At 68.2% G+C, this 24,034-nt stretch carries 24 protein-coding genes and 1 tRNA gene; 9 read left to right on the top strand and 16 right to left on the bottom strand.

Annotated features, from left to right (window positions below; genetic code table 11):
- Positions 1-1,252 precede the first annotated feature (1,252 nt).
- Positions 1,253-1,870: a hypothetical protein gene (locus RUR_RS13635; protein WP_283135378.1), complete on the bottom strand. Its 618-nt coding sequence runs from the start codon at positions 1,868-1,870 to the stop codon at positions 1,253-1,255.
- A 188-nt stretch (positions 1,871-2,058) separates the two neighbouring features.
- Between RUR_RS13635 and RUR_RS13630 the strand changes: the two genes are divergently transcribed.
- Together RUR_RS13630 and RUR_RS13625 are read left to right on the top strand one after the other, a co-directional pair.
- Entirely contained in the window at positions 2,059-4,092 is a 2,034-nt protein-coding gene (locus tag RUR_RS13630) for a sensor histidine kinase (RefSeq protein ID WP_283135377.1), read from the top strand.
- Positions 4,089-4,739, top strand: a complete 651-nt coding sequence (locus tag RUR_RS13625; RefSeq protein ID WP_283135376.1) for a response regulator transcription factor — start codon at positions 4,089-4,091, stop codon at positions 4,737-4,739. Before RUR_RS13630 ends, RUR_RS13625 begins: the two co-directional genes overlap by 4 nt.
- 71 nt (positions 4,740-4,810) lie before the next feature.
- Here the strand turns inward: RUR_RS13625 and RUR_RS13620 are convergent, their stop codons facing one another.
- From RUR_RS13620 to galU, 13 genes are all read right to left on the bottom strand, one after another.
- Entirely contained in the window at positions 4,811-5,941 is a 1,131-nt protein-coding gene (locus RUR_RS13620) for a site-2 protease family protein (protein WP_283135375.1), read from the bottom strand.
- 304 nt (positions 5,942-6,245) lie between these two features.
- A complete protein-coding gene (locus tag RUR_RS13615) occupies positions 6,246-7,064 on the bottom strand; it encodes a MerR family transcriptional regulator (RefSeq protein WP_283135374.1) in 819 nt (272 codons plus the stop codon).
- A gap of 38 nt (positions 7,065-7,102) precedes the next feature.
- Positions 7,103-7,609 (bottom strand): VOC family protein, encoded by a 507-nt coding sequence (locus RUR_RS13610; RefSeq protein WP_283135373.1) that lies wholly within the window; start codon positions 7,607-7,609, stop codon positions 7,103-7,105.
- Between the two features lie 44 nt (positions 7,610-7,653).
- Positions 7,654-7,806 carry an HIT family protein gene (locus tag RUR_RS13605; protein WP_283135372.1) on the bottom strand — a complete coding sequence of 51 codons (153 nt, stop codon included), beginning with the start codon at positions 7,804-7,806 and terminating at the stop codon, positions 7,654-7,656.
- A 716-nt stretch (positions 7,807-8,522) separates the two neighbouring features.
- Entirely contained in the window at positions 8,523-9,272 is a 750-nt protein-coding gene (locus RUR_RS13600; RefSeq protein WP_283135371.1) for a hypothetical protein, read from the bottom strand.
- A complete protein-coding gene (locus RUR_RS13595) occupies positions 9,265-9,852 on the bottom strand; it encodes an RNA polymerase sigma factor (protein WP_283135370.1) in 588 nt (195 codons plus the stop codon). The genes RUR_RS13600 and RUR_RS13595 overlap by 8 nt, the downstream gene beginning before the upstream one ends.
- Positions 9,853-10,426: 574 nt before the next feature.
- Positions 10,427-10,500 (bottom strand) — tRNA-Ala (locus RUR_RS13590).
- 50 nt (positions 10,501-10,550) lie between these two features.
- A complete protein-coding gene (gene sepX, locus RUR_RS36785; RefSeq protein ID WP_428847000.1) occupies positions 10,551-11,222 on the bottom strand; it encodes a divisome protein SepX/GlpR in 672 nt (223 codons plus the stop codon).
- Between the two features lie 163 nt (positions 11,223-11,385).
- Positions 11,386-12,036, bottom strand: a complete 651-nt coding sequence (locus RUR_RS13580; protein ID WP_283135368.1) for a GNAT family N-acetyltransferase — start codon at positions 12,034-12,036, stop codon at positions 11,386-11,388.
- Between the two features lie 40 nt (positions 12,037-12,076).
- Positions 12,077-12,559, bottom strand: a complete 483-nt coding sequence (locus RUR_RS13575) for a MogA/MoaB family molybdenum cofactor biosynthesis protein (RefSeq protein ID WP_283135367.1) — start codon at positions 12,557-12,559, stop codon at positions 12,077-12,079.
- Positions 12,560-12,584: 25 nt separating this feature from the next.
- Complete coding sequence (gene moaC / locus RUR_RS13570) at positions 12,585-13,067, bottom strand: cyclic pyranopterin monophosphate synthase MoaC (protein ID WP_283135366.1); 483 nt, start codon at positions 13,065-13,067, stop codon at positions 12,585-12,587.
- A complete protein-coding gene (gene glp / locus RUR_RS13565) occupies positions 13,064-14,260 on the bottom strand; it encodes a molybdotransferase-like divisome protein Glp (RefSeq protein ID WP_283135365.1) in 1,197 nt (398 codons plus the stop codon). Before glp ends, moaC begins: the two co-directional genes overlap by 4 nt.
- 10 nt (positions 14,261-14,270) lie before the next feature.
- A complete protein-coding gene (gene galU, locus RUR_RS13560) occupies positions 14,271-15,173 on the bottom strand; it encodes a UTP--glucose-1-phosphate uridylyltransferase GalU (protein WP_283135364.1) in 903 nt (300 codons plus the stop codon).
- A gap of 42 nt (positions 15,174-15,215) precedes the next feature.
- Here galU and RUR_RS13555 point away from each other — a divergent pair, with 42 nt between their 5' ends.
- Complete coding sequence (locus RUR_RS13555) at positions 15,216-15,794, top strand: 5-formyltetrahydrofolate cyclo-ligase (protein WP_283135363.1); 579 nt, start codon at positions 15,216-15,218, stop codon at positions 15,792-15,794.
- Here the strand turns inward: RUR_RS13555 and RUR_RS13550 are convergent.
- Positions 15,771-16,856: an LCP family protein gene (locus RUR_RS13550; RefSeq protein ID WP_283135362.1), complete on the bottom strand. Its 1,086-nt coding sequence runs from the start codon at positions 16,854-16,856 to the stop codon at positions 15,771-15,773. The genes RUR_RS13555 and RUR_RS13550 overlap by 24 nt on opposite strands.
- A 148-nt stretch (positions 16,857-17,004) precedes the next feature.
- On the opposite strand from RUR_RS13550, the gene RUR_RS13545 reads away from it, so the two are divergent.
- The 6 genes from RUR_RS13545 (at position 17,005) to RUR_RS13520 (ending at position 22,586) form a co-directional block, all read left to right on the top strand.
- Positions 17,005-18,507, top strand: coding sequence for a potassium/proton antiporter (locus RUR_RS13545; protein WP_283135361.1), 1,503 nt, complete (start codon positions 17,005-17,007; stop codon positions 18,505-18,507).
- A gap of 99 nt (positions 18,508-18,606) precedes the next feature.
- Complete coding sequence (locus RUR_RS13540; RefSeq protein ID WP_283135360.1) at positions 18,607-18,945, top strand: FmdB family zinc ribbon protein; 339 nt, start codon at positions 18,607-18,609, stop codon at positions 18,943-18,945.
- Between the two features lie 66 nt (positions 18,946-19,011).
- Entirely contained in the window at positions 19,012-19,818 is an 807-nt protein-coding gene (locus RUR_RS13535; RefSeq protein WP_283135359.1) for an S-methyl-5'-thioadenosine phosphorylase, read from the top strand.
- A 12-nt stretch (positions 19,819-19,830) separates the two neighbouring features.
- Positions 19,831-20,436, top strand: coding sequence for a Flp pilus assembly protein CpaB (gene cpaB, locus RUR_RS13530; protein ID WP_283135358.1), 606 nt, complete (start codon positions 19,831-19,833; stop codon positions 20,434-20,436).
- Between the two features lie 63 nt (positions 20,437-20,499).
- A complete protein-coding gene (gene mscL / locus RUR_RS13525; protein ID WP_346349039.1) occupies positions 20,500-20,982 on the top strand; it encodes a large conductance mechanosensitive channel protein MscL in 483 nt (160 codons plus the stop codon).
- 62 nt (positions 20,983-21,044) lie between these two features.
- Positions 21,045-22,586 (top strand): N,N-dimethylformamidase beta subunit family domain-containing protein, encoded by a 1,542-nt coding sequence (locus RUR_RS13520; protein ID WP_283135357.1) that lies wholly within the window; start codon positions 21,045-21,047, stop codon positions 22,584-22,586.
- Here the strand turns inward: RUR_RS13520 and RUR_RS13515 are convergent.
- Entirely contained in the window at positions 22,525-23,580 is a 1,056-nt protein-coding gene (locus tag RUR_RS13515; protein WP_283135356.1) for a D-alanyl-D-alanine carboxypeptidase family protein, read from the bottom strand. The two genes, RUR_RS13520 and RUR_RS13515, sit on opposite strands and share 62 nt — an antisense overlap.
- Positions 23,581-24,034 lie beyond the last annotated feature (454 nt).

Here is a 24,034-nt window from a genome sequence, read left to right as displayed (position 1 = left end):
ATTCAACACCATCACGAGGTGGAACGGTGCCGAAGGATGTGCCCCCGCCGACCGAGCTCGCCCGGGCTCCGAGCGGGCGCGCCAGGCCCCGGAAAGCGCCGCCCCATCGGGTGAATCCACCCGGACCCGGGGGCGGGTACGACGGTCCGGATCAATTCATGATCACTACAACGCGTAGTCGGCCACGGCACGAGCCGTTTGTGTCAACCGTCACTTTACTAATGCAGCTCCTTCCGCTCGATTGAACCGGATCCGGCGGCGAATCCGATCCGGCGGCGAATCATCTCAGCCATGCCCGCCGAGTCCACGACGGCCCCCGGCGCCAAACCCTGTCGTATTGCCGCTCGAATGGACGGACAATGCCGGGACGCGTCTCCGGTCCATTGAAGATCGGCCTCTCGGCTCCCCTGCGCCCGGCATTTGCCCGCTCCGGAACCACACCCCCGTCCACCCCGCTGACCTGCCGGGACCACATTCATTCGCCGTACCGCGGGTACCGGCGCCGAACGCGCCCGAACGTCGGCGAACCGAGCTCGCATTCCGAGTCGGAAGACGGTCGTCACGGCGTCTCCTCCGGCTGTGGCGCATTTCCAAGATCGCGGGCGAATTTCGGCGGGAGTTCAACACAACCGACCGCAGAACTCCGTCTCGGAATAATCACAGGATCCGCCCGGCCATATTCAAAGAATCCCATCCCCTCCCCAGGGGAAACCTGCCGAAACATCGATGGAAACCTATTAGCAGCCCACGTCGCCATAACCGAAGAAAGCCACCTCCGATGTCTCCCTATAACCGGTCCACGGAAACCCCGTGCCACTTCACACGCCCGCCTCGGCAGCCAAACCACCCGGGCGCACCGCCGCCCCCCGAACGGGAGCGCATCCGGGAAAGATCAGTCCTTTCACTTCATCGCAGGCCAGACGCCCCATCGACAACTATCACAAAATGATAACTTTTTGACAAACAGTCCCTAAGCCACCCACGAGGAGCCTGGATTGACCGGCGGGCCACCGGACACGGGCCCGATCATCCCTGACATGAGGGTGAAGGATAACCCCGGATCACTCACCATAAAGCCGAACACCACTGGTTCCCCATCGCAACTCCCCCTAAACATCTCTTACTCTGCCATACCAGAGAATATTGTTATACAGAGAGTAATTTTATATTTAATTCAGGAGCGTCGGCGCTCAGCCCACCCATGATCCTCCAACCCTCGGACGGGCTGAGCCGACCCCCGGCGGACGGCAGGTCACAGACTCGGCCGGACGGCGAGCCGGATTCCGATCTGGACATAGGTCAGGAGCAGCCAGGCAGCACTGACATAAATCGATACATTCGAACCACCGAGAATGTCGGACACCATCGATACGGGGAACCACAGTCCGCCCAGCAACGGCAGCCAGCGCAGCCATCCCCGATAGCGGCCGACCACCGCGACGGCGATCCCCTGGACCAGCATGCCGGCCATACCGAGCGGCCAGGAGACGTCGAGGATCATCAACGGGAGCGGGAACTCGTCGTGGGTCGCATAACCGAAGGAGAACAGGTTCAGCAGAAACGCGCAGGGAGCCACGATGAGCAGTCCGGCCGGGATCACGCGGCCCAGCCGATCGCCCGTCCCCCGGGTGACGAACACCGTCCAGACGAAAGCGAAGATCCCCGTCATGAACATCATCCCGGTGACGGTGTCAAGCGTCTGGATGCCCTCTTTGATCTTCTCGCCCACGATGACCGTTCCGGCCGCCCAGGCCGTGGCGCCGACCGCCAGCAGCACACCGGCCGTACGGATCGACTGCGGCCGCACGGTCACCGGGTGCCCGAGCGGCTCATCCGGGTTGACGTTGCTCCGCCGCGTGTAAACGGACATGGTTTCCTCCTTTGTCTCCGGAGCCTGTCTCCGGAGCCACCAATGTCTCCGCGCCCCGCCCCAGGCGGCCAGGGAGCGTGGCCACCTCGGCGGTCCCCACCTGCCCGGCCTCGTCCGGGACCGAGGTCCCCTCGAACCGGGACACCACTCCCATGCCACCAAGCCGGACATATGGCACCCTGGCCACCATGTCCCCCCTTTTCGGCACGCGCCATCACCTGGCGACGGCTGCGGCGGCTCTCGCGACCCTGTGCGTGGTCGCCGCCGGGCTAGGCGTGTGGGCCGAGCTCGCGACCGGTCCCGTAACCCGGCCGGAGCCGCTCGACTGGGCCGTGTGGGGCTCGACGGTCCCCGGCGTGGCCTTCGCGCTCGCCGGGGGGGTACTGGGCATGCGCCTGCCCCGCCATCCCCTGACCTGGCTGCTGCTCGCCGGCGGGGTGACGGCGTGCGTCAACGGCCTCGCCGGCGCGTACGCGGTCCTGTCCCTGACCCGGCACGGCGGAACCCTGCCGCTGACTCCGCTCGCCGTGTACGCCGGTGGGCGGCTGGGACCACTGCTGATCCTGGTCACACCGCTCGTCCTGCTGTTCTTCCCCGACGGACGGCTCCCCTCCCCCCGCTGGAGGTGGGCCGCCGGACTCTCGCTCGGCGCCGGCGCCCTGGCGGTCCTGATCTTCATGACGATCCCCTGGCGAATCCAGTCGCCAGGACGGTCGTGGCCGGGGCTGGACCTCACGTCCCTCCCCGTCCCCGACGGGGTCTGGCACGTCCTCCTCCCGGCCGCACCGGCGTTGATCCTGCTCAGCCTGCCGGTCCCCGTGGCGTCGTTCGTCCACCGGTTCCGCGGATCCTCCGGGGCGCGCCGGGCACAGCTTCGCTGGATGCTGCTCGCGGCCCTGCTGAACGGGGTCCTGATCCTGGCGCCGATCGTCGTCGACGGCCTGCCGCGGGACCTCACGTTCGTCGTCTCCCAGGTGGCGATCGCCGCGGCCGTGCTGGTGGCGGTGGGCCGCTACCGGCTGTACGACATCGATCCGGTGCTCAGCTGGACCCTGCTGTACGGCGGCCTCGCGATAACGATCATCGCGATCGACGTCCCCGTCTTCGTCGGTTTGGGCGCGCTCATCGACGAGCCGGTCGCGGCCGTACTCGCCGCCGCCCTGGTCGCCGTGGTGTACGCGCCGCTGCGCGCCCGCGCCCGCCGATGGGTGCGACGCGTCATCACCGGGCGGGGCGACCCGTACGACGTGGTCGCGGCGCTCGCCCGGCGGCTGGAGGATTCCGTGGGGCCCGAAGCGCTGCTGCTGGAAGTCGCCAAAGCGGTGGCGACGTCCTTTCACTCCCCGTACGTCCGGGTCGAACTCGACCGTACCGACGGCCGGACCCTGGTGGTCGAGCACGGCTCGCCGCGCGACGACGCGATCATCCTTCCGTTCGCCTACCGCGGCGTCACGATCGGGCGGCTCGCCCTGGTCCCCCGGACCGGCGCCTTGGTGACCGAGTCCGACCAGTGGCTCCTCGCGGACGTCGTACGACAGGCCGCGGCGGCCGCCCGGGCCACGGCGTTGACCGAAGAGCTTCAGCAGAGCCGGGAACGCCTGGTCACCGGGGTGGCGGAGGAACGCCGCAGGCTCCGCAGGGATCTCCACGACGGGCTCGGCCCCACCCTCGCCGCCGTCGCGCTCAAGGTCGAGGCCGCCCGCAACCTGGCCGCCCGCGACGTCGAAGCGGCCCGGAAGACGCTGGACGAGGTCAAGGGCGACCTGGTGGCGGTCGTCGGCGACGTCCGACGCCTCGTCCACGACCTGCGCCCGCCGGCGCTCGACCAGTTCGGCCTGGTGGAGGCGGTACGGCACGAGGCGGCCCGATTCCAGGACGGCGCCTTCGCCGTACAAGTCCACGCGCGGGGAGACCTGACCGCACTTCCGGCCGCGACCGAGGTGGCGGCCTACCGGATCGTCTGCGAGGCTCTGGTCAACGTGACCCGGCACGCGGACGCCGCCACCTGCGAGATCCGGTTGACCGGGTCCGAGGACGGACTGGAGGTCGAGGTGTCGGACGACGGGCGAGGGGTCCGGCCCGGAGCCCTTGTGGGGGTGGGTCTGGTGGGCATGCGCGAGCGTGCCGAGGAGCTCGGCGGCCACTGCAAGGTCACCTCCCGTGACGGCGGCGGAACCCGAGTCCACGCAGTCCTGCCCGCCCGGCCGGGAGCGGCCCGATGACGCCCCGGGTGCTCCTCGTCGACGACCATCCCGTGTACCGGAACGGCCTGCGGATGCTGCTGGACTCCAGCGGCGAAGTCGACGTGGTCGGCACCGCCGCGGACGGGGAGGAGGCGGTCGCCCGTACCGCCGAGCTCCGTCCGGACGTCGTCGTCATGGATCTGCAGATGCCCCGGCTGGACGGCGTTCAGGCCACCCAGCGGATCGTCTCCATGTTCCCGGCGACCGGCGTACTCGTCCTCACGATGCACGAGGACGACGACAGCGTCTTCGCCGCGATGCTGGCCGGAGCCCGCGGGTACCTGCTCAAGGGTGCCGACCAGACGGAGATCCTCCGGGCCGTCACGGCCGTCGCCGGCGGTGAGGCCATCTTCGGCCCGGCCCTGGCCCAGCGGGTGACCCGCTACTTCGCCCGGCTCGCCGTCGAGCACCCTCCGCGGCCGGAGCCCTTTCCCCAGCTGACCGCGCGCGAGCGGGAGATCCTCGGCCTCATCGCGGCGGGCCTGTCCAACCCGAGAATCGCCGAACGCCTCTCCCTGTCCCCCAAGACGGTCCGCAACAACATCTCCACGATCTTCGCCAAACTCCAGGTGGCCGACCGCTCCCAAGCGATAGTCCAAGCCCGGGACGCCGGTCTGGGCCGCTGACCGCCGCGTCCCCCGTCGTCCTGCACATGCGCGGGTACGGCGAACGCGCGGCCGAGCTCCCCCGGGTCCCTTCACACCGCCGTGGTGGAGCCACGCAGGGCTGCCTGCGACAGGATCCGCGCCAGATCCGGCCCGCTGACCATGCCGATCACCCGACCGGCCTCGCAGACCAAGGCGACCGGCTCGTTGCGGGGCGCGGCGCAGTTCAGGATCCGTTCGGCGGGATCGTCGGGCGCCAGGAGGCGTTCCGCGGGAATCGGGCGAGCCAGCTCCCCCACCCGCGTGGCGGCACGCCGTTCCGGGGGCAGCGCCGCGATCGCATCCAGCGAAACGGAGCCGACCGGGGCGCCGGAGAAGTCCACGACGGGGAAAACGCCCTGCCGTGACAGCAACCCCACCGACGTCGCGAAACCCTGCAGGTCGGACCAGGCCGGGGCCGTGTCGGGATCAGGCGTCATGATGTCCCGGACGAGTAGTCCCCTCAGCCCTTCCTTCGCCATCCGGACGACGCCCTCGATACGGCCCACACCCATGAGATACCAGCCGATCAACACCGTCCAAAGGCCACCGATCGGGGACCAGAAGACCATCTGCGCGAGACCCAGGCCCACCAGGGCCATGCTCAGCCGCTCCCCCGCCTTCGCGGTCGCCCGGTCGGCTCGGGCCCGGTCGCGATACCTCCACCAGAGCACCGCGTGCAGAATCCGGCCACCGTCCATCGGGGCCGCAGGGAGAAGGTTGAACACCCCCAGCACCGCGTTGATCAGGGCGAACCAGCCCAACGCCACCAGCAGCAGCCGTGGTCCGCTGAGGGGAACCAGCGCGCCGAAGGCCACCACGGCGATGGCCAGGCTGGTGAGCGGCCCGGCTGCGCTGATCTCCAACTCTGCCCGGGGGGTCGGGGCTTCCCCGTCGAGCTCGGTGACCCCGCCCAGCATCCACAGCGTCACGGACTTGACCTTGATGCCCCGGCCCCGGGCGACCAGGGCGTGGGCGAGCTCATGAGCCAGCAGCGAAGCGAAGAACACCGTCGCCGTCAGCACGGCGGCGATCCAATAGGACCTCGGCGACAGCCCCGGGGCGGCGACCGGCAGCACCGAGATCCCCAGAAGCGCGGCCACCGCCCCCACGATCACCAACCCGGACCAGTGGATCCCCACCGGAACCCCGGCCACACTCCCCAAACGCAGACTCGATCTCATCTCACCCCCTCGCCGACGACGGCCGGATGAGCTCGACCGCCCTCTCGGCGATCAGGGCGGTGAAGCCTTCGGCAGGATCGGAACATACCTGTCACCATCTCCGTCGGGCCCTCTTCCAGGACGGGAACCTCCGTCAAGACCCGCAATATCTCGATGACAGTGACATACCCACCAGAACGCGTCCGGCCCCAGAACGGTGACCGCGTAGGCCATCCAGGGCTCCCCGACACAGGCTCTTGACCGGTTGATCGATGCTCCCCCACACCGACCTCCCCATCGGTGTCTCAACCAGGGAGCGGAAGCGTCAGGTCCAGGTCGCCGAATCCGGGTCGATGCCTCGATCGCGGGCGTTGGCGTCGATGATGTCACGGAGCCAGATGGTGAGGCCTGGCTCGATTGCGTCGTAGTAGGCCGTGAAGCCGGGATCGGCGGTGTACTTCCTTCCCAGGCAAACCTGCATCGAAAGGGTGCAGTCGAAGTACGCGCCCATGGAGGCCCTGTGTCGTTCCGCCAGAGCGTTGGCTTCGGCGTTGCCTGGCCTGACGCCGGCGCGCTTGGCTGCTGCCAGGTCGTACTCAAGCGTTGCGATGTTGTCGGCAATCTGCTGCCAGTCCTCGGGAGTCATGCCCGCGGCGCGCTCGGCGTACTGCGCCCATTGAGCTGTGTCGCCCCACCGATCACGTGCGCCCACGGCCAGTGACGGCTTCCAGCGCTGCCCGAAGATCGCGACTTGTTCCTCCGCGGAGAGCAGGATGCCGGTGCGTGCGGCTTCGATCATGCGATCGACCGCGTCGACCATTGCCCGCAAGCGGGAGATGCGATGAAGGAGCTGGGCGCGCTGTTGTCTCAGCGGCACGGTCATGTCGACCGTCGGAGCATCGAGAAGTTCACCGATGTCGTCGAGCGACAGACCGAGCTCGCGGTAGATGAGCACCCGGTGAATGCGTGCGACGTCGGCCGCGGAGTAGAGCCGGTAACCGCCGGTGGTTCGCCCGGACGGGCGGACGAGCCCGATCGCGTCCCAATGATGGAGGGTGCGGACGGTGACTTCCACGTGCGATGCCACGGCCCCGACGGTCAGCCCGCCGGATCCCGCGGCATCGTCCATCGCGGTGTCGGTCACGCTGTCGAGTCTGACATGCGCATCTGACCTACGCGGTTTCACCCGTTGGGGAGCGTGAAGCCGTTTGCTTCGAGGTAGCGTGCCTCGGCGCTGTCGAGGTCGAGGGGACGGGCCGCAGTCATGATCACGCGAGCGTTCTCCGGCGTGACGACCTCCAGTTCCACGGTGTTCCACGGAGTCTGTCGCGGTCCCGTCGTGCATCCGGGCACCAGCGTGGTGCACGCCTGCGCGATCTCATCGACCTGGCTCAGTACGCAACTGAAGCCGATGCTCACCGTTGAAGGAGTCGGCAGAGTACCGGTCGGGATCAGCAGGGCATCTTGGAATGCCCACCGTCGAAGGTGCGTGACCTGGCCCGGAACCGTGAAGAAGTCGATGAAACCGAGCCCGCGGGTCCAGAAATCCACGGACGCGGCCAGGTGCGGCGTCGGCACGATGACGAACATCGGCATGCCGTAGATGCCCCGGTAAATCTCAGGTGGCGTCGCATCGGGCCCGGGCGGAGGGACAGGGCTGATATCGAATGCCTCATAGTAGTCGGTCATGCGTTCATCGTGGTGCCTAACGCAACGTCAGGGTCAAATCCGGATCAGTACTGGCCCGCGGCCTCGCCCGTGTTGGGCTTCACGTTCACGCCGTCGGGGGCAAGGGTCGTCTTCAGCAAAGCAGCGACTCGACGCACCATGTTGGCGACCTCGCCGTGGGTGGCCGCGGAGATCTCCCACACGTCGCGCATGCACACGCGGAACTACCAACGTGTGTCCGGGAGAGGGGGTCGATGAGGGCTAGATACTCTGGTCCTCAGATCGCCATAACCACTAATTGCTATCCCTTAGAGGGTTGAAGAGGACACCGCGCAGACCACGGAGGCGTACCTGGCCGCTATGTTGCTATCCCTCAAAGGTTTGATGAGGACCCCGTCATTACGTCGCAGGTCAATGGCCCGTTCCGTAACAGGATCCGGCGTGGGATTGCAGTGAACCTCCGGTGGCGCATCGACCCCGGGAGTCCGTTGCAAACCCGGCTCCATGATGACACGAACCCACTGCGCCGACATCGGCAGAAACGCATCGTCAGCGTGCACGTCCTGATGGCCACCGCGGTCAACGCCAACGGTAACCGGGAGATTCTCGGGGTGTCCTCGGCCGAGGACGGTGCCTGGTCCCGGCCGAGCAGACCGATGAAGCGACGACCCTGCGAGCAAGCCCAAAGCTTGCGAGCAGGGTCGTCGCATAGGAGCGTGGGGCGTTCACGAGTAGGCATGACCTGCGGTGGAGGTGCGGCCAGGAAGATCGCTTCCCGGAAAGCCGGTGATCCTATCCCGGGTCGAGCCTGACCAATGGGACGGAATCAGTGCGGCTTGAATCCTGGCCGGGTCGTCCGCCCCACTGCCGTGCCGACCGGAAACACTCCCCACGCCGGTGAGTTCTGGCCGGACCTCACGTCGCGGGGTGTGCATCAACTGCCGGGCGGTGGTGTGGCGTCGCCGATGTGGTGGGCCTCAGGGTCCGCCACGACCTTGCACGGCTCGATGGGCCCGGTCGTCAGCCGCCCGCTGAACTGCCAAGCGACCCCGGGACGCTCCACCGTGGGCGTGACCGGATTCTCCATGACCTCGATCATCGCGATCTGGCCCGGTTTGATGTGGCGGGGGTAGATGGTGATGCCATCTCGCGGGCGAATCGCCTGGAAAGAGATCGACTTTTCCAGTCTTTCCCGAACCCTGGCCTGGACGGCGGCATCACTGCTCAACAGTTCTTCCTTGGTCGCGCCGAAGTCGTCGCCCTTGAGGAAGGGCGCCCGATTGTTACCGCAGCTCTTGCCCAGAGGCAGGTAGGTGATGTCAGCCGGCACACCCCAATCTGCCAGTTCCTTCTCGAGGTGCTCGGGGTCCCGGAAGTCGTAGACCTTGAGGTTGATCGATCCGTCCTGGTTCTTCGTCAGGGCGTACGCCGGATCGGCATCACCAAGCAAAGGCACGGCCACTCCTGCCGTGATGACCGCCGCCACAGCTGCGCCCATCGCGAGCCGCCGCCCGCTCAGGAGCGGCTGGTCCAGCCGGGTGTGCCGACCGAACGGAAGCAGCCTCCTCCAGCCTCGATCGCGCGGTGCCGCAGTCGTCTCCTGGGCGAGCCGTAGGCGTTGCCGGGCCAGGGAGTGGGGCGGCTCATGTTCCAGTTCACCGATGAGCGTCTTCAATTCATCCATGATCGTGCTCCTCCAACGGGTTGACTCCACCAAGGGTGTGGCGGACCTTGCGCCGGGCCCGATTGAGTCGTGACTTGACCGTGCCGACCGGAATGTCGAGCGCGCGGGCCGCTTCCTCGTACGTCATGTCGCTCCAGGCGACCAGGAGCAGGACGTCTCGGTCGCCTCGCGACAGCAGTGCGAGCGCGTTCAGCAGGACAGTCCGCGACCCTTGAGCGGTCAGATCACGAGTGATCGCCTCTTCCGGCCCTTCAACGGGCTGGGCCGGGTTCTGCCGCTCCAGCGCACGGTAGCGGCTGACTTCGGTCCGGCGGTGGCCGGTGATGAGCTTGGTGGCGATGCCCAGCAGCCAGGGCCGGGCATCGCGGTAGGAGATGTCGTACGCGGCGCGCCTGCGGAATGCGATCAGGAACGTCTCTCCGACGAGGTCCTCGGCGAGTCCTGGGCCGAGCCGGAAGGAAATGTACCTGTACAGCGCTGCGGCGTAGCGGTCGAACAGGACGGCGAACTTCTCCGGATCATCGAGGGAACTTGTGATGATCTCGGAGTCCACCACCAGTGGTGATGTGTCAGTCACCATAGATGATCTATTTTCAGCACTGGACCCCCTTCGAGTTACATCTGTGTCTTGTCACAAGAGCCTTGAGTGTTCACGGGCATCTGCGCCGCCTGGACTGCTGCACAGTCGTGGTCGCCGTCCCCGGCACAGGCAGAAACGCATCGTCGGCGTGCACGTCCTGATGGCCACTGTGTCAACGCCAACGGCATGGGGCTGGACGTGCTCGCCAAGCCGGATGCGCCTCGTTGCCGGCAACACACCGCAGCACAACCCACATCCACAGACACGCTTAACCTGCAAAAACAGGATCACGCGAAGGCCATCTCGTACACCACTTCGCCGGACGTACGCGACCCACCCCCAACCCCGCCGAGCAAAGCGAAGACCCTCCCGCCGAGCAAAGCGAAGGCCCCTCCCGCCGAGCAAAGCGAAGGCCCGAACGGAAACGCCCGGAAGGGTAAACCGAGGAACCCAAAGGTGAGGCGGGAACGGATCCGTCCCCGGGGGGCTCCGGGGGTGGCCCCCCGGGAAAAAATAAAGCGACGACCCTGCGAGCAAGCCCAAAGCTTGCGAGCAGGGTCGTCGCATAGGAGCGTGGAGCTGAGGGGATTCGAACCCCTGACCCCTTCGATGCGAACGAAGTGCGCTACCGGACTGCGCTACAGCCCCAAATCCTCCGCTAGCTTAGCAAACGTCGGGGGTTGTTTGCGCCGTGGTTGTCAGTCGCCGACTGCTCGGCGTCGGGCGTCTTCGTACTGGTCGTAGGGTTCCTCGGGCAGGTGGGGGCTGAGGTCGATGATGTCGGCGGTTTGCTGGGCCTGTTCGCGTCTGCGTTCTTGCTCGCGGCGGCGGGCTTGTTCGCGCTGTCTGCGGGCTCGTTCGCGCTTTTCGGCTTCGCGGCGCAGTTGATCGATTTTCATGGCCGAGCGGAGGACGGTGAGGTATCCGGCCATGAGGACGATGGATGGGAGGGCTCCCCACCAGGGGATGATTCGGGAGAGGGCCAGGGTGGCGGAGGTGAGGAGCAGGAGGGTGCACCAGAGGAGTTGCCGCCTCCGTCGGGCGACGATTCGTTGCCGGTTTCTCCGCCTGCTGGATGCGGTTTGTGACTTTTCTGCGGCGGCTGGGGCGGGCGCCGGTGCCGCATGTTCCGCGTCTCGTGTCTGGTCTTCACCGTTTTCGGGGCCGGGGACCGTTTCCAGGTCGTTTTCCGTGGTGTTCTCCGCGTCGGCGGATCCGGCGAGTGTGTCGAACAGGGTGGGGGCGTCCCCGTCCGGTGTTTCCGGGTGTGCCTCGGTACGAGAATCATCACGATCACGCCGTAACCACATGGGAACCAGAACTCCGGCCCACATGAGCACAATGGCAAGATAAAGCAGAGCGCTACTCATAGCGCCCCCGCACAGCACACACCAATACCGATCGGGTGGCACTGGTTACGGGCATGGTCACGTCACGCACCGTAAGACCGTGTGTCAGTAATTGACGAGTATTCGATGCGGTGTGTCGCGAGATCGGCAAACAGTTAGTCACTTGGCCGGGGCGGAAACGAGGTCAGGCGGGGCGGGTTTGGCTGTCGCCGAGTCCGGCTTCGCGACTCCGGCGCCAGTCGGCCAATACGCCTTGCGGGCAGTCTTCCACGGTGATTGCGTAGCAGATGTGGTCGCGCCACGCACCGTCGATGTGGAGCTGCCGGCGGCGGATTCCTTCTTCCCGGAATCCGAGTTTTTCGACTACTCGACGGCTCGCGAGATTTTCCGGACGTATGTTCGCCTCCAGGCGATGCAGGCCGACTCGGAGGAAGCAATGATCGACGGCCATTGCGAGCGCGGTCGGGATGATTCCCCGCCCGGCGAGCGCCCCGTCGATCCAGTATCCCACCTGAGCGGACCTGGCCGCGCCCCAGAGGATGCCGCCCACGGTGAGCTGACCGGCGAAGGCGCCCTCGTAGGTCACCACCCACGGCAACGCCGTACCCTGCCGGCCTTCTTTGCGCAGGGCGCCGACCATGGAGACGTACGGGCCGAGGCCGGTGCGGAAGAGCGGGGTTTCGGGACTGGTGGGCTCCCATGGCCGTAGCCAGGCCACGTTCCGCAGGCGTACGTCCCGCCAGGCACGGACATCCCACATCCGAAGCGGGCGTATCTCTACAGGACCCTCGGTCAGGGTCGCCGGCCAGCCACGCGCACGATCCACTCTTGTCATCATCCTCGCCTTGGGCCCGGTTCGCCACGTCGCCGCGGGCTCACGGGCTCCCGGGGTGATCGCCTCCGCGGATCTGGTCGACGGCGTGCCGCAGGATCGGTCCGATCACCGTCATGCCGTCTCTGACCCCCCCGGTGGATCCGGGCAGGTTGACGATGAGGGTGGATCCGGCGAGCCCGGCGAGCCCACGGGACAGGATGGAGGTGGGTACGGCCGACCGGCCGACGGCCCTGATGGCCTCGGCGATGCCGGGGATCTCCGTGTCGAGGACCCGGCGGGTCATCTCCGGTGTGCGGTCGGTCGGGGTCAGCCCGGTGCCTCCGCTGGTCACGACCACGTCGTAGCCGGCCTGTACGGCTTCGCGGAGCGCGGTCTCCACGGCCGGCCCGTCGGGGACGACGATCGGGCCGTCGACGGTCTCGCATCCGGCTTCCCGAAGCAGCTCCACCACAACCGGTCCTGATCTATCCGCGTAAATCCCGGCGGCCGCGCGGTTAGAGACCGTGATCGCCAGTACCCGCATCCGTTCCCCACCTAGGTCGGGCGGCTCAGGGGTCACCGGTTCGATCTCGAGTCCAGGTGCCCGTCTTACCGCCGGTCTTCTCCTCCACGCGGACGTCGGCGACACTCGCCGCCGGGTCCAGCGCCTTCACCATATCGATCAAGGCTAACGCGGCGACGGTCACCGCCGTCAGGGCCTCCATCTCCACGCCGGTACGGTCGGCCGTCCGCACTGTCGCGACGATCGAGACACCCTCGTCGTCCACGGTCAAGTCGACTTTGACGCCGTGCAGAGCGATCGGATGGCACAGCGGGATGAGGTCCGGGGTGCGTTTGGCGCCCTGGATCCCGGCGATGCGCGCCACCCCCAGCGCGTCCCCCTTGGGGGTGTCCCCCGCGCGGAGCGCGGCGAGGGCTTCGGCGGACAGCCGTACCCTGCCGCTCGCGCGCGCCGTACGGACGCTCACGTCCTTGGCCGAGACGTCGACCATCCGCGCCGCTCCGGACTCGTCCAGATGGGTGAGCTTCACAGGGGTATGACCTCCACTTCGGTGCCGGCGGCCACCTCGGTCGCGGACTCGGGCACGACGATCAGGGCGTTGGCCGAGCTCAGCGCGGCCAGCTGGTGGGAGCCCTGGCCTCGGACCGGCGACACGGTCTCCCCCGTGTACCGGCCGCGCAGGTAGGAACGCTTGCCCTCGGGTGACTTCAGCGGCTCCGTGGTCACCGCCCTGGACGGCGGGGCCGCGTGCGGCGGGAGGCCGCGCATCACCCGCAGAGCGGGCCGTACAAAGATCACAAAGGATACGAACGCCGAGACGGGATTGCCGGGCAGGGCGAAGATCGGAACCTTCTCCTCCCCCACGACGCCGAATCCCTGCGGCATCCCCGGCTGCATCGCGACCTTGACGAAGTCGACCGTCTCCAGCGACGTGAGGGCCTCCTTGACCGGCTCGTACGCCCCCATGGAGACACCGCCGCTGGTGATGACGGCGTCGGCGCGGAGCAGCTGGGCGTCGAGCATCTCCAGGAATCGCCCGGGGTCGTCGCCGACGATGCCGTTCCGGAACCCCACGCCCCCCTCGTCCGTCACGGCCGCGGTGAGCGTGACGCCGTTGGAGTCCCAGATCCCGCCGTCCGGGAGCGGAGTGCCCGGCTCGGTGAGCTCCGCGCCGGTCGACATCACCACGACCCGGGGTCGCGGCCGGACCCACGCCCGCCTGCGGCCGACTCCGGCGAGCATGCCCAGCTGAGCCGGGCCCAGCATGGTCCCCGCGGGGAGGACGACCTCGCCGGGCAGCACGTCCTCGCCGGCCCGGCGGATCGCCCCGCCGGGTTCGGGGGCCCGGCGGATCGCGACCTTGACGGTCCCGCCGTCGGTCCACTCCACCGGAACCACCGCGTCGGCGCCCGCGGGCAGCGGCGCACCCGTCATGATCCGCGCGCAGAGGCCGCCGGCGATGGCGTGCACACCGGCGTCCCCCGCCGCGATGTCACCGACGACCGAGAGCGTGACGGGTGCCTGCTCGGTCGCCCCGGCCAGGTCGCCCGCGCGCACCGCGTAGCCGTCCATGGCGGAGTTGTCGAACGGCGGCAGCGCCACCGGGGAGCTCACGTCCTCGGCGAGAAGGGTGCCCCCGGCCTCAAGGAGTTCGAACTCCAGCGGGGCGAGCGGGTGCACGGTCCGGAGGATGTGTTCCAGGTGCTCATCGACCGTCTTCATGGCCACAACCTTAGGTGCGGGTGGCTAGGAACTCCTTCAACCAGGGTATGAACTCCCCGGCGAGGTCGGGCCGCTCGGCGGCGAACTGTACGACGGTGCGTAGATAATCCAGCTTGTTTCCCGTGTCGTACCGCCGCCCGCGGAAGAGCACCCCGTGCACCGGCCCGCCGGCCTCGGCGTCCCGGCCGGCCAGCTCCTTGAGCGCGTCGGTGATCTGGATCTCCCCGCCCCGCCCCGGCGGGGTGTTCTCCAGGACTTCAAACACCGCCGGATCGATCACGTAGCGCCCGATGACCGCCCAGTTGGACGGCGCCTCGTCGGCCGGGGGCTTCTCGACGAGGTCGGTCACCCGCACCACGTCGTCCTCGCCGGTGGGCTCGATCGCGGCGCAGCCGTACATGGACACCTGGGAGGGCGGCACCTCCATGAGGGCGACCACGCTGCCGCCGTACGTGCCACGCACCTCGATCATGCGCTGGAGGAGCGGGTCGCGCGGGTCGATGAGGTCGTCGCCGAGGAGGCAGGCGAACGGTTCGTCCCCGACGTGGTGCTTGGCGCAGAGGATGGCGTGCCCGAGGCCACGCGGCTCGCCTTGGCGCACGTAGTGCAGCATGGCCAGGTCGGCCGACTCGCGCACCTGGGCGAGCCGCTCCTTGTCGCCCTTGGCGTCGAGGGTCTCCTCCAGCTCGTACGCTCGATCGAAGTGGTCCTCGATCGAGCGCTTGCTCCGGCCTGTCACCATGAGAACGTCGCTCAGCCCCGCGGACACCGCCTCTTCGACGACATACTGGATCGCGGGTTTGTCGACGATCGGCAGCATCTCCTTCGGGGTCGCCTTGGTGGCGGGCAGGAATCGGGTGCCAAGGCCGGCCGCGGGCACGACCGCCTTGGTGACAGGGACGTAGTCAGCCATGTGCTGACCCTAGCGGTGCGACGTGGCGGAATTCAGGGAGAGGTGGACGACGTGGAAAAGGCGGCGATCCGGAGGCGTGTCCTCGCCACGCGCGCGGAGCGCGGCGAGGAGGAGCGCCGTACGGGCTCCGCGAGCGTCCGCGAGACCCTCCTGGAGCAGCCCTGGGTCCAGATGGCCGGGACCGTCGCGTGCTACTGGTCGATCGGGGCCGAGCCCCCGTCGCACGGGCTGGTCTTCGCCCTGTGGAAACACGGCAAGGCGGTGATCCTGCCGGTCCTGCAACCAGACGGCGACCTGGACTGGGCCGCCTACGACGGGCCCGACACCCTCGCCCCCGGGCCGCGGGGCCTGATGGAGCCGGTCGACACGCGGCGCGGCCCCGACGCGGTCCGTACCGCCGCACTGGTCATCGTCCCCGCCCTCGCCGTGGACCCCGGCACCGGCGTCCGGCTCGGCCGGGGCGGCGGATCCTACGACCGGGCGCTCGCCCGGGTCGGTCCGAACGTGCCCACGGTCGCCCTTGTCTACGACGACGAGCTGGTCCCCGGGGTCCCCTGGGACCCCCACGATCAACGGGTCAAGTGGGCGGCGACCCCGTCAGCCCTCACCCGCGTTGGATAGGTAGTCGTCGACCCGGTCCGTGCGGAGTGCGTCGAACAGGAGTTTGGACCGCTTGGGGTCCATGTAGACGACGCTCTGCCGCTGCTCGGTACCGGTGCCCCGGACCGGGGCGGTCGCGTAGAAGATGTCGGATGCCCGGAGATCACGGACTTCGAAGGCGAGCTCACGGAGCGTCCCGACGGTCACCGAGTCGTCGACGCTGACCGCCCTGGTGAAGGCGTCGAGGAACGCGTTGAGTTTGAAGGGGTTTGTCAGCGTGCCCGCGGAGGCCGCCTCGCGGACCACGGCCCGGAGGAAGTCCTGCTGGCGCTTGATCCGGTCGAAGTCGCCGCCGGGGAGCCCGTGTCGCTGCCGGACGTAGCTCAGCGCCCGCTTCCCGTCGAGGAAGGTCCGCCCCCGTTTCCAGGTGATCTTGCTGATCGGGTCGACGGAGTCGGCGGGCACCACGACCTCCACACCGCCGAGTGCGTCGGTCATGTCGGCGAAGCCCTCGAAGTCGATCGAGGCGAAGTGGTCGATTCGCACGCCGGAGAGCTTCTCGATCGTCGCGATCAGCAGGCTGGGACCGCCCCAGGCATACGAAGCGTTGATCTTCGCCTTGCCCTTGCCCGGAACCGTGACCCAGGCGTCGCGGGGGAAGGAGACCAGGTACGCGCGCTGCCGGTCCGCGGCGAGGTGGATCAGCATGATCGTGTCGGCGCGCTGTCCGATCCCGGGGTTGTCCGAGCGCTTGTCCGAACCGACGAGCAGCCAGTTCTGCGCCGCGCCCACCACCCGGTCCGGCCGGTCCCCCTCGGGGGGAAGCGCCTGGGCGATCCGGCGAATGTTGTTGTTGAAGGTGCTCTGCCGCTCCAGGAGCAGGGCGAACGTCCCCGAGACGAGTACGGCGAGGACCAGGCCGATCACCATGAGCACCCGGCGGAGACGTCGTCGCCGAGGCTTGCTGTGCTTCTCGGCGTGTTTACCGGATTCAGGGAGGGGCAAGCGGTCCTCATCGTCGGATCGAACCGCGCGCGGCTTGGGGTTCTCGTCGCCGACCTGCGGCTCAACCTCGGATGTCACGGGGCAACCTTACGCAATAGCCGCATAACGCTGGGCTGATTGACCAGGCTGTTATGGCGAACGCCGGGTTATGGATGGGACGGTTGGCCCCTGGAGTGGTCGGTGAGCAACAATATGAGAAAGTCGCCGGTCAGGAGGGGGGCGCAGGTTGGAGCAGCTCAGTCTGTGGCTGCTCTTCGGTGCCGTCATCATCATCGTCGCCATCGCCTCCGTACGGCTCGCGTACCGGACGGGGCTTCCCAGCCTCCTCCTCTACCTCGCGCTCGGCCTGATCATCGGCGAAGCGGGATTCGGGCTGCAGTTCGAAAGCGCCGAGCTCGCCCAGCAGCTCGGCCTGGCGGCGCTCGCCCTGATCCTCGCCGAAGGCGGTCTCACCACCAACTGGCAGCACGTCCGCCGGGCGGTTCCCACCGCGCTCGTCCTGGCCACCCTCGGAGTCGGCGTCAGCATCGCCTGCGTCGCGCTCGCCGTCCACTTCATCCTGGGACTCGACTGGCGCCTGTCCATCCTGCTCGGCGCCGTCCTCGCCTCCACCGACGCGGCGGCCGTCTTCTCCGTGCTGCGACGACTTCCCCTGCCGCCCCGGCTCGCCGGAATCCTCGAAGCGGAGTCCGGATTCAACGACGCGCCCACCGTCATCGTCGTCATCCTGTTCAGCACGATGGAGGGGGGCATGCCCAGCCTGCCCACCGTCGTCTTCGACATCGTCTACGAGCTGCTCGTCGGCGCCGCCGCCGGGCTCGTCATCGGCCCGATCGGCGCCTACGCGCTGCGCCGGGTGGCCCTCCCCGCCTCCGGTCTCTACCCGGTCGCGGTGCTGGCGCTGGCCCTGGGGGCGTACGGCGCCGCGGCGGTGATGCACGGCAGCGGATTCCTGGCCGTCTACCTGGCGGCGCTGATCCTCGGGAATTCCCGGCTGCCGCACCGCCCGGCCACGCGGGGATTCGCCGAAGGGCTGGCCTGGCTGGCGCAGATCGGGCTGTTCGTCATGCTCGGGCTGCTGGTCAGCCCCTCGGAGCTCCCGGTCCAGTTCGCCCCCGGGCTGATCGCCGGACTCACCCTGGTCCTGCTGGCCCGCCCGCTGTCGGTGGTGCTGTCGGTGGCGGTCATGCGGTACGGCAAGGAGCGGCTCGCCTGGCAGGAACAGGTGTTCCTGTCCTGGGCCGGGCTGCGCGGCGCCGTACCGATCGTGCTCGCCACGATCCCCTGGTCCAACGGCGTCGACAGCCCCAAGGTCATCTTCAACCAGGTGTTCATCGTCGTCGTGGTGTTCACCCTCCTCCAGGGTCCGACCCTGCCCTGGGTCGCCAGGAAGCTCGGGGTGGCGGCGCCCGGGGAGGCACGTGAAATCAACGTGGAGGCCGCCCCGCTGGAGCCGCTCAACGCCGACCTCTTGCAGATCAAGGTCCCTGCGGAGTCGCGGCTGCACGGTGTGGAGATCTTCGAGCTCCGGCTCCCCTCCGACGCGGCGATCACCCTCGTCGTGCGGGACGGCAAGAGTTTCGTCCCCACGCCGACCACCAGGATCCACGCCGGCGACGAGTTGCTCCTGGTCACCACCGCCGCCTGCCGGGACGAGTCGGAGCGGCGGCTACGCGCCGTGAGCAGGAGTGGCAAGCTCGCCGGATGGTTCGGTGAACGGGGAGGATGACGAGGTCCGGGGAATGGTCGGCTACTCAAGTGGCGTTTAAGGAAGTCAGCTGCGTACCATTAGCAGTCGCATCGAGTGAGTGCCAACGAGGAGGAGTGCGTGCCCACCTATCAGTACGCCTGTACGGCCTGTGGTGAGCGACTCGAAGTCGTCCAGAAATTCACCGACGACCCGCTCGCCGAGTGCCCGAGTTGTGCCGGTCGGCTGCGCAAGCTGTTCTCCGCCGTCGGCATCGTTTTCAAGGGATCCGGCTTCTACCGGACGGACAGCCGAAGCGGCGGGTCGGTCGGCACGAGCACGACGACCACGCCGGCGACCGCGAGCTCCGAGTCGACGACCGCCGGCGCCAAGAGCTCCGAGTCGAGCACCACGAGCTCGGAGAGCGTGAGCAAGCCGAAGGCGGAATCCACAACCGCCAAGCCGGAAAAGGTCGCCTGACCGGGTTATCCACAGAGCGCGATTCGGTTTCCGACGGGCGTGCCCGCGGGCGCTAGTGTCTGCGCCATGCCAACTCGCGCAGAGATCGGCGTCATCGGAGGCACCGGGTTTTACTCCCTCCTCGATGAGGCTGAGGACATTCAGGTCAACACCCCCTACGGCCCGCCGAGCGACGTTGTCACGATCGGGCGGATCGGTGATCGCGACGTCGCCTTCCTGCCAAGACACGGCCGAGATCACCGATTTCCCCCGCACCGCATCCCCTATCGGGCCAACCTCTGGGCGATGCGCGCGCTGGGAGTCGAACGGGTGCTCGCGCCGAGCGCCGTCGGCTCCCTCACCGCCGAGCACGGCCCCGGGACCCTGGTCATCCCCGACCAGCTCGTCGACCGCACGTCCGGCCGCGTCCAGACCTACTACGACGCCGGGGGCGCGGTCCACGTTTCGTTCTCCGATCCCTACTGCCCGCACGGCAGGGCCGCCGCGGTGCAGGCCGCCAGGTCCGGCGACTGGGAGACGGTCGACGGCGGCACCCTCGTCGTGATCGAGGGACCGCGGTTCTCCACCCGCGCCGAATCCCGCTGGTTCGCCTCCGCCGGATGGAAGATCATTGGGATGACCGGCCACCCGGAGGCGGTGCTCGCCCGCGAACTCGCCCTCTGCTACACGACCCTCGCCCTGGTCACCGACTACGACGCGGGTGTGGAGGAGGGAGAGGGGGTCACCATGGACGAGGTGCTCAGAGTCTTCGCCGAGAACACCGCCCGGCTCCGCACCCTGGTCGGCGACGTGATCACGGCCCTCCCCGACGAACGCGACTGCCCCTGCGTGCACGCGCTCGACGGCATCAAGCTCCCCTTCGAACTGCCCTGACCGAGGGTGGACATGCGTGCGCTCCGCCGTGCCTTCGCCCGTCGCCGGCGATTCGTCGCGGCCCTACTCGCCGCGGCGGCGACGGCCTCGGTCATCCTGGCCCTGCGGCCGGAGTCGGCGGAGCCCGTACCCGTCCTCGTGGCGAGCCGTGACCTGCGCGGCGGAGCCCTGAGCGACGGCGACCTGGTCCTCGTCGGGTATCCGCCCCAGGCCGTACCCGACGGGGCCCTGCGCTCGGCCGCGTCCGTGCACGGGCGGGTCCTCTCCGGCCCGATGCGGCGGGGTGAACCGCTCACCGACGCCCGGCTGCTCGGGCCGGGCATGCTCACCGGCTCCGGCTCCGGGCTGGTCGCGGCGCCGGTGCGGATCGCCGACGCGGACGCGGCACACCTGGTCACCTCCGGAGACCGCATCGACGTGCTCGCCGTGTCACCCGAATCCGACACGGCCTCCGGAGTCGCCCGAGACGTGCCGGTGCTCGCCGTGCCCGCACCGGCACGGCCGGGCGGCGGAGACGGTGCGCTGGTCGTCCTGGCGGTCACCTCGGATCAGGCCGCCCGCCTGGCCCACGCGCAGACCCGGGCTCGGCTGTCGCTGACCGTACACAGACGGGAATGACTCCCGGACGTCGAGAGACGATTACCCTAAGTCAATCGAATGCACAACGGCGTTGGGACTCCCATGGGTGAACGTGATGAGAAGGACAAGGGGCCGCGTGCCTCGGGCATGGCACAGATGCAGGTCCTTCGCAAAGGGATGGGCATGAGTGGGTTCAAGAAGTTCCTCCTGCGAGGGAATGTCATCGACCTCGCCGTCGCCGTGGTCATCGGAGCCGCCTTCACCACGATCGTGAACTCGTTTGTGAAGGATGTCCTCACCCCGCTGATCGCCGCGATCGGCGGGAAGCCGGACTTCTCCAAGCTTCAGGTGACGGTCGGGTCGTCCACGATCGCCTACGGCAACTTCCTCAACGCCCTCATCTCCTTCCTCATCGTCGCCGCGGTGGTGTACTTCCTCGTGGTGAAGCCGTACCAGCACCTCACCACCCGGTTCAGCAAGCAGGAGGAGTCGGTGCACCGGGAGTGTCCCGAATGCCTCTCCGAGATTCCCAAGGCCGCCCGGCGCTGCGCTCACTGCGCCTCCGAGGTCCAACCGGTCACCTGACAGGGTGATCGATCGCCGCCAATCCGGTCCTTCCACTCGCTGACCAGGCACAATCGTCGTTTGTGCCTCATCGAAGCCTGCGATTGGCCACAGTGGTGGCGATACTCGTCACGGCCCTCGGCGGCTGCCAGGGCGACACCGGCACCGCTCCTGCGTCCCCGCAGGCCGCCGTCCAGGCCGCCCCGGTCGCTCCCGCGACCCCGGCGGCCTCGTGGACGGTCCGGGAGAACGCACAGGCCGGTGATCGAGGCTGGCAGATCTCCAAGCTCGGTGGCGACGACGAGATCGCGGGCTACGCGGACCGGGTGAGCGTGCTGCCGGGCGAGCCGTTCCGGCTCCTGGTCTCCACCCGAGCACCCCGCTTCGTGGTCCACGCGTTCCGCATCGGCTGGTACGGCGGTGCCGGCGCCCGGCGGGTCTGGCGGTCCGCACCGACCCCCGGCATGGTTCAGGACGCCCCGAAGCTCATCGAGTCCACTCAAACGATCACGGCCGAGCATTGGCGGCCTTCCCTCACCGTCGACACCGCGGGCTGGCCGGAGGGCAGCTACCTGCTCCGGCTGGACGCGTCCACCGGGGCCCAGCGCTATGTCCCGATCACCGTGCGCAGCGCCGAGGTGGCCGGAAAGGTGGTGATCGTCAATGCGACCACCACCTGGCAGGCGTACAACACCTGGGGTGGGCGGAGCCTGTACGAGGGTCCGGGCGGGCGGAGCGACTTCGCCAATCGTTCTCGCGCGGTGAGCTTCAACCGTCCGTACGACACCAACGGTGCCCGGCTCTTCCTCTCCTTCGAGCGCGCCGCCATCGAGACGGCCGAGCGGAGCGGCGTGGCGCTCGCCTATCTCACCAGCCATGACCTCGACCGCCGGCCGCTTGACGGGGCGAGGGCGCTGATCTCCCTCGGCCACGACGAGTACTGGTCCGCCGGGATGCGGCGCCACGTCACCCAGGCCCGCGATCAAGGAACTAACCTCGCGTTCCTCGGTGCCAACGCGGTCTACTGGCGGATCAGATTCGAGGAGAACGGCCGGCTGGTCGTCTGCTACAAAGACGCGGGCGAAGATCCTCTGTTCGGTGAACGCAACACCGAGGTGACCGCGCTCTGGCGCGCCTTCCCCGCCGCCGACCCCGAGAGTTCGCTGGTCGGGCCGATGTACGACTGCTTCCCCGCGGAAGCGCCGTACGTCGTCCGCCGTCCGGATCACTGGATCTTCTCGGGCACCGGGGTGCGCCGGGGGACCGCCTTCCCCGGCATGGCCGGGGTGGAGACCGACAAGATCATGCCGGGCTACCCGATTCCGGAGTCGCTGACGGTGCTCGCCGAGTCACCCCTGCGCTGCGGGGACCGGGAGACCCTCGCGCACAGCACCTACTACCGGACCGCCGCCGGCTCGGCGGTGTTCGCCTCCGGAACGATGCGCTGGGTGTGTGCGATGCGCGGCCGAGCGTGCGGGCACGGTGTCACCCACGCCGCCGCGGCGTTCACCCGGCGCGCCACGCTCAACCTGCTCCGCCGATTCGCCCAAGGCCCCGTCGGCGCTACGTCAGCGGGGTCTTCGGCTCGTACTCCCAGTGCCACGGCTCGAAGGGGCTCCTCTTAGCCCAGTCCGGGTGGATCCAGCCGTACCTCCGGCCGTTCTGCTCCAGCCAGTTGAACTGCACGGACCTGAAGTTCTGCACCCCGCCGCAGAGGTCCACCGCGAGTCCCAGCCCGTGGTTGCTCCGTCCGGGAACGGCGGCGAGCCCCGGCCGGGAGTAGTAGACCGCCTGCTGTTCCGGGAGGCTGCGATAGCTGTCGGTCACACAGATCGGCGCGCCGAAACGCTGCTTGTACGCCTCGTTCAGGCTGATGAAGGCGATCGCCGCGTCCGCCCGGAGCCGCTCACCCGACTGGGTGAGCGGGCAGAGATACGAGGACGGGAGCAACCCGTTCGGATACTGTTCCGCGTCGCGTACCTTCGTCGGATCGCAGACGAGCGCCGCACGGTCCACCCTGTCGATCTTGATACCGAGCTTGACCAGCGCCTGGGTGAGCGCCTTCACGACCTTCGCGGATCTCTCCTTCAAGGTCTCGATCTCCACCGCGATCTGGGCTTCCGCCAGAAGATTGCCGGCCCGCAGCTCCTGGGCCTGCACCACCAGCGCCTCCCGCTGCTTGAGCAGCAAGCCCGCCTTGTCGGCCAGACTCTGCCTCGCCAGCGCGAGATAGTTGAGGTCACTAAGCGTCTGCAGGCTCTCCGCACCGCGTTCGGCGAACAGGAAGGGCACGAGGTTGCTCGCTATGGGCTGCTGATAGTAGACGCCGATCAACTCGGCCAGCGGCCGACGTGCCTCGGCCAGCGCACCGTCCGCCGCCTGAAGGTCCTTGAGCTTGCGGCTGAGCTCCTGCTGCGCGACCTTCAGCTTCGCCTGCCGCTGTTCCAACGCCTTGGTCGCAAGCTCGATCGCCTTGGCGTGCTTCTCGGCCTCCCGGCGCAGCTCGGTCAGGTTGGTGGGGTCTGCCGTCGCCCTCGCCGTACCGTCCGCCACGCCCGTCACAAGCCAGATCATCGCCATGAAGACCGCGATCAGACCGGCTGATCGAGGAGATGGCACAGTGAGAACTCCTCTGTTTGCGAACCTGTGACCTAAGCCAGCCACGCACGTTACTACAGGTCCAGGGGTGCGTGGGTAGAGTCATCCGACCCGTTATGCCCGAAATGCCTCCTAGTTTTGGTGATCGGCCTGCTCCAGGCATATCTCCCAGAGCCAGCTCTCCCGCCACTCCTCCGGGCAGACCACCACGCTCTCCGAAACCTCGGTCGCCTTCGGCTCGGGGCTTCGTCGGGCTCTCGTACCCCTCGGCGGCCTTGAGGTCACCACGACCCCGACGGTCTCACTCCCGCGGTGCCGTCCGTTCTCCGATCTTCCCCGTACCGCCTCGCGGTACCGACGGTCCGAATGCGGCGGAGGAGGCACCGCCACCGGCCCAAAAGCCCGATAAGTCGTCTCATATGGCTGAGTAACGGGATCCCCGATGGGCGTCCGGCCGCTCAACCCGTTGAGCTCA

Origin of the sequence: Rhizohabitans arisaemae (genome assembly GCF_025996515.1) — a bacterium.
Classification (GTDB): Bacteria; Actinomycetota; Actinomycetes; order Streptosporangiales; family Streptosporangiaceae; genus Rhizohabitans; species Rhizohabitans arisaemae.
The sequence above is the reverse complement of the archived record's forward strand: the minus strand, read 5'-3'. Positions and strand labels throughout refer to the sequence as shown.

Bases quoted from the DNA above. Each gene is read 5' to 3' on its own strand.
- RUR_RS13610 (WP_283135373.1), bottom strand. From the start codon at position 7,609: ATGACCGACTACTATGAGGCATTCGATATCAGCCCTGTCCCTCCGCCC.
- glp (WP_283135365.1), bottom strand. From the start codon at position 14,260: ATGAAGACGGTCGATGAGCACCTGGAACACATCCTCCGGACCGTGCAC.
- mscL (WP_346349039.1), top strand. From the start codon at position 20,500: ATGGGTGAACGTGATGAGAAGGACAAGGGGCCGCGTGCCTCGGGCATG.
- galU (WP_283135364.1), bottom strand. From the start codon at position 15,173: ATGGCTGACTACGTCCCTGTCACCAAGGCGGTCGTGCCCGCGGCCGGC.
- cpaB (WP_283135358.1), top strand. From the start codon at position 19,831: ATGCGTGCGCTCCGCCGTGCCTTCGCCCGTCGCCGGCGATTCGTCGCG.
- RUR_RS13580 (WP_283135368.1), bottom strand. From the start codon at position 12,036: ATGACAAGAGTGGATCGTGCGCGTGGCTGGCCGGCGACCCTGACCGAG.
- RUR_RS13535 (WP_283135359.1), top strand. From the start codon at position 19,012: ATGCCAACTCGCGCAGAGATCGGCGTCATCGGAGGCACCGGGTTTTAC.
- RUR_RS13600 (WP_283135371.1), bottom strand. From the start codon at position 9,272: ATGGATGAATTGAAGACGCTCATCGGTGAACTGGAACATGAGCCGCCC.
- RUR_RS13625 (WP_283135376.1), top strand. From the start codon at position 4,089: ATGACGCCCCGGGTGCTCCTCGTCGACGACCATCCCGTGTACCGGAAC.
- RUR_RS13635 (WP_283135378.1), bottom strand. From the start codon at position 1,870: ATGTCCGTTTACACGCGGCGGAGCAACGTCAACCCGGATGAGCCGCTC.
- RUR_RS13620 (WP_283135375.1), bottom strand. From the start codon at position 5,941: ATGAGATCGAGTCTGCGTTTGGGGAGTGTGGCCGGGGTTCCGGTGGGG.
- RUR_RS13630 (WP_283135377.1), top strand. From the start codon at position 2,059: ATGTCCCCCCTTTTCGGCACGCGCCATCACCTGGCGACGGCTGCGGCG.
- RUR_RS13575 (WP_283135367.1), bottom strand. From the start codon at position 12,559: ATGCGGGTACTGGCGATCACGGTCTCTAACCGCGCGGCCGCCGGGATT.
- RUR_RS13595 (WP_283135370.1), bottom strand. From the start codon at position 9,852: ATGGTGACTGACACATCACCACTGGTGGTGGACTCCGAGATCATCACA.
- sepX (WP_428847000.1), bottom strand. From the start codon at position 11,222: ATGAGTAGCGCTCTGCTTTATCTTGCCATTGTGCTCATGTGGGCCGGA.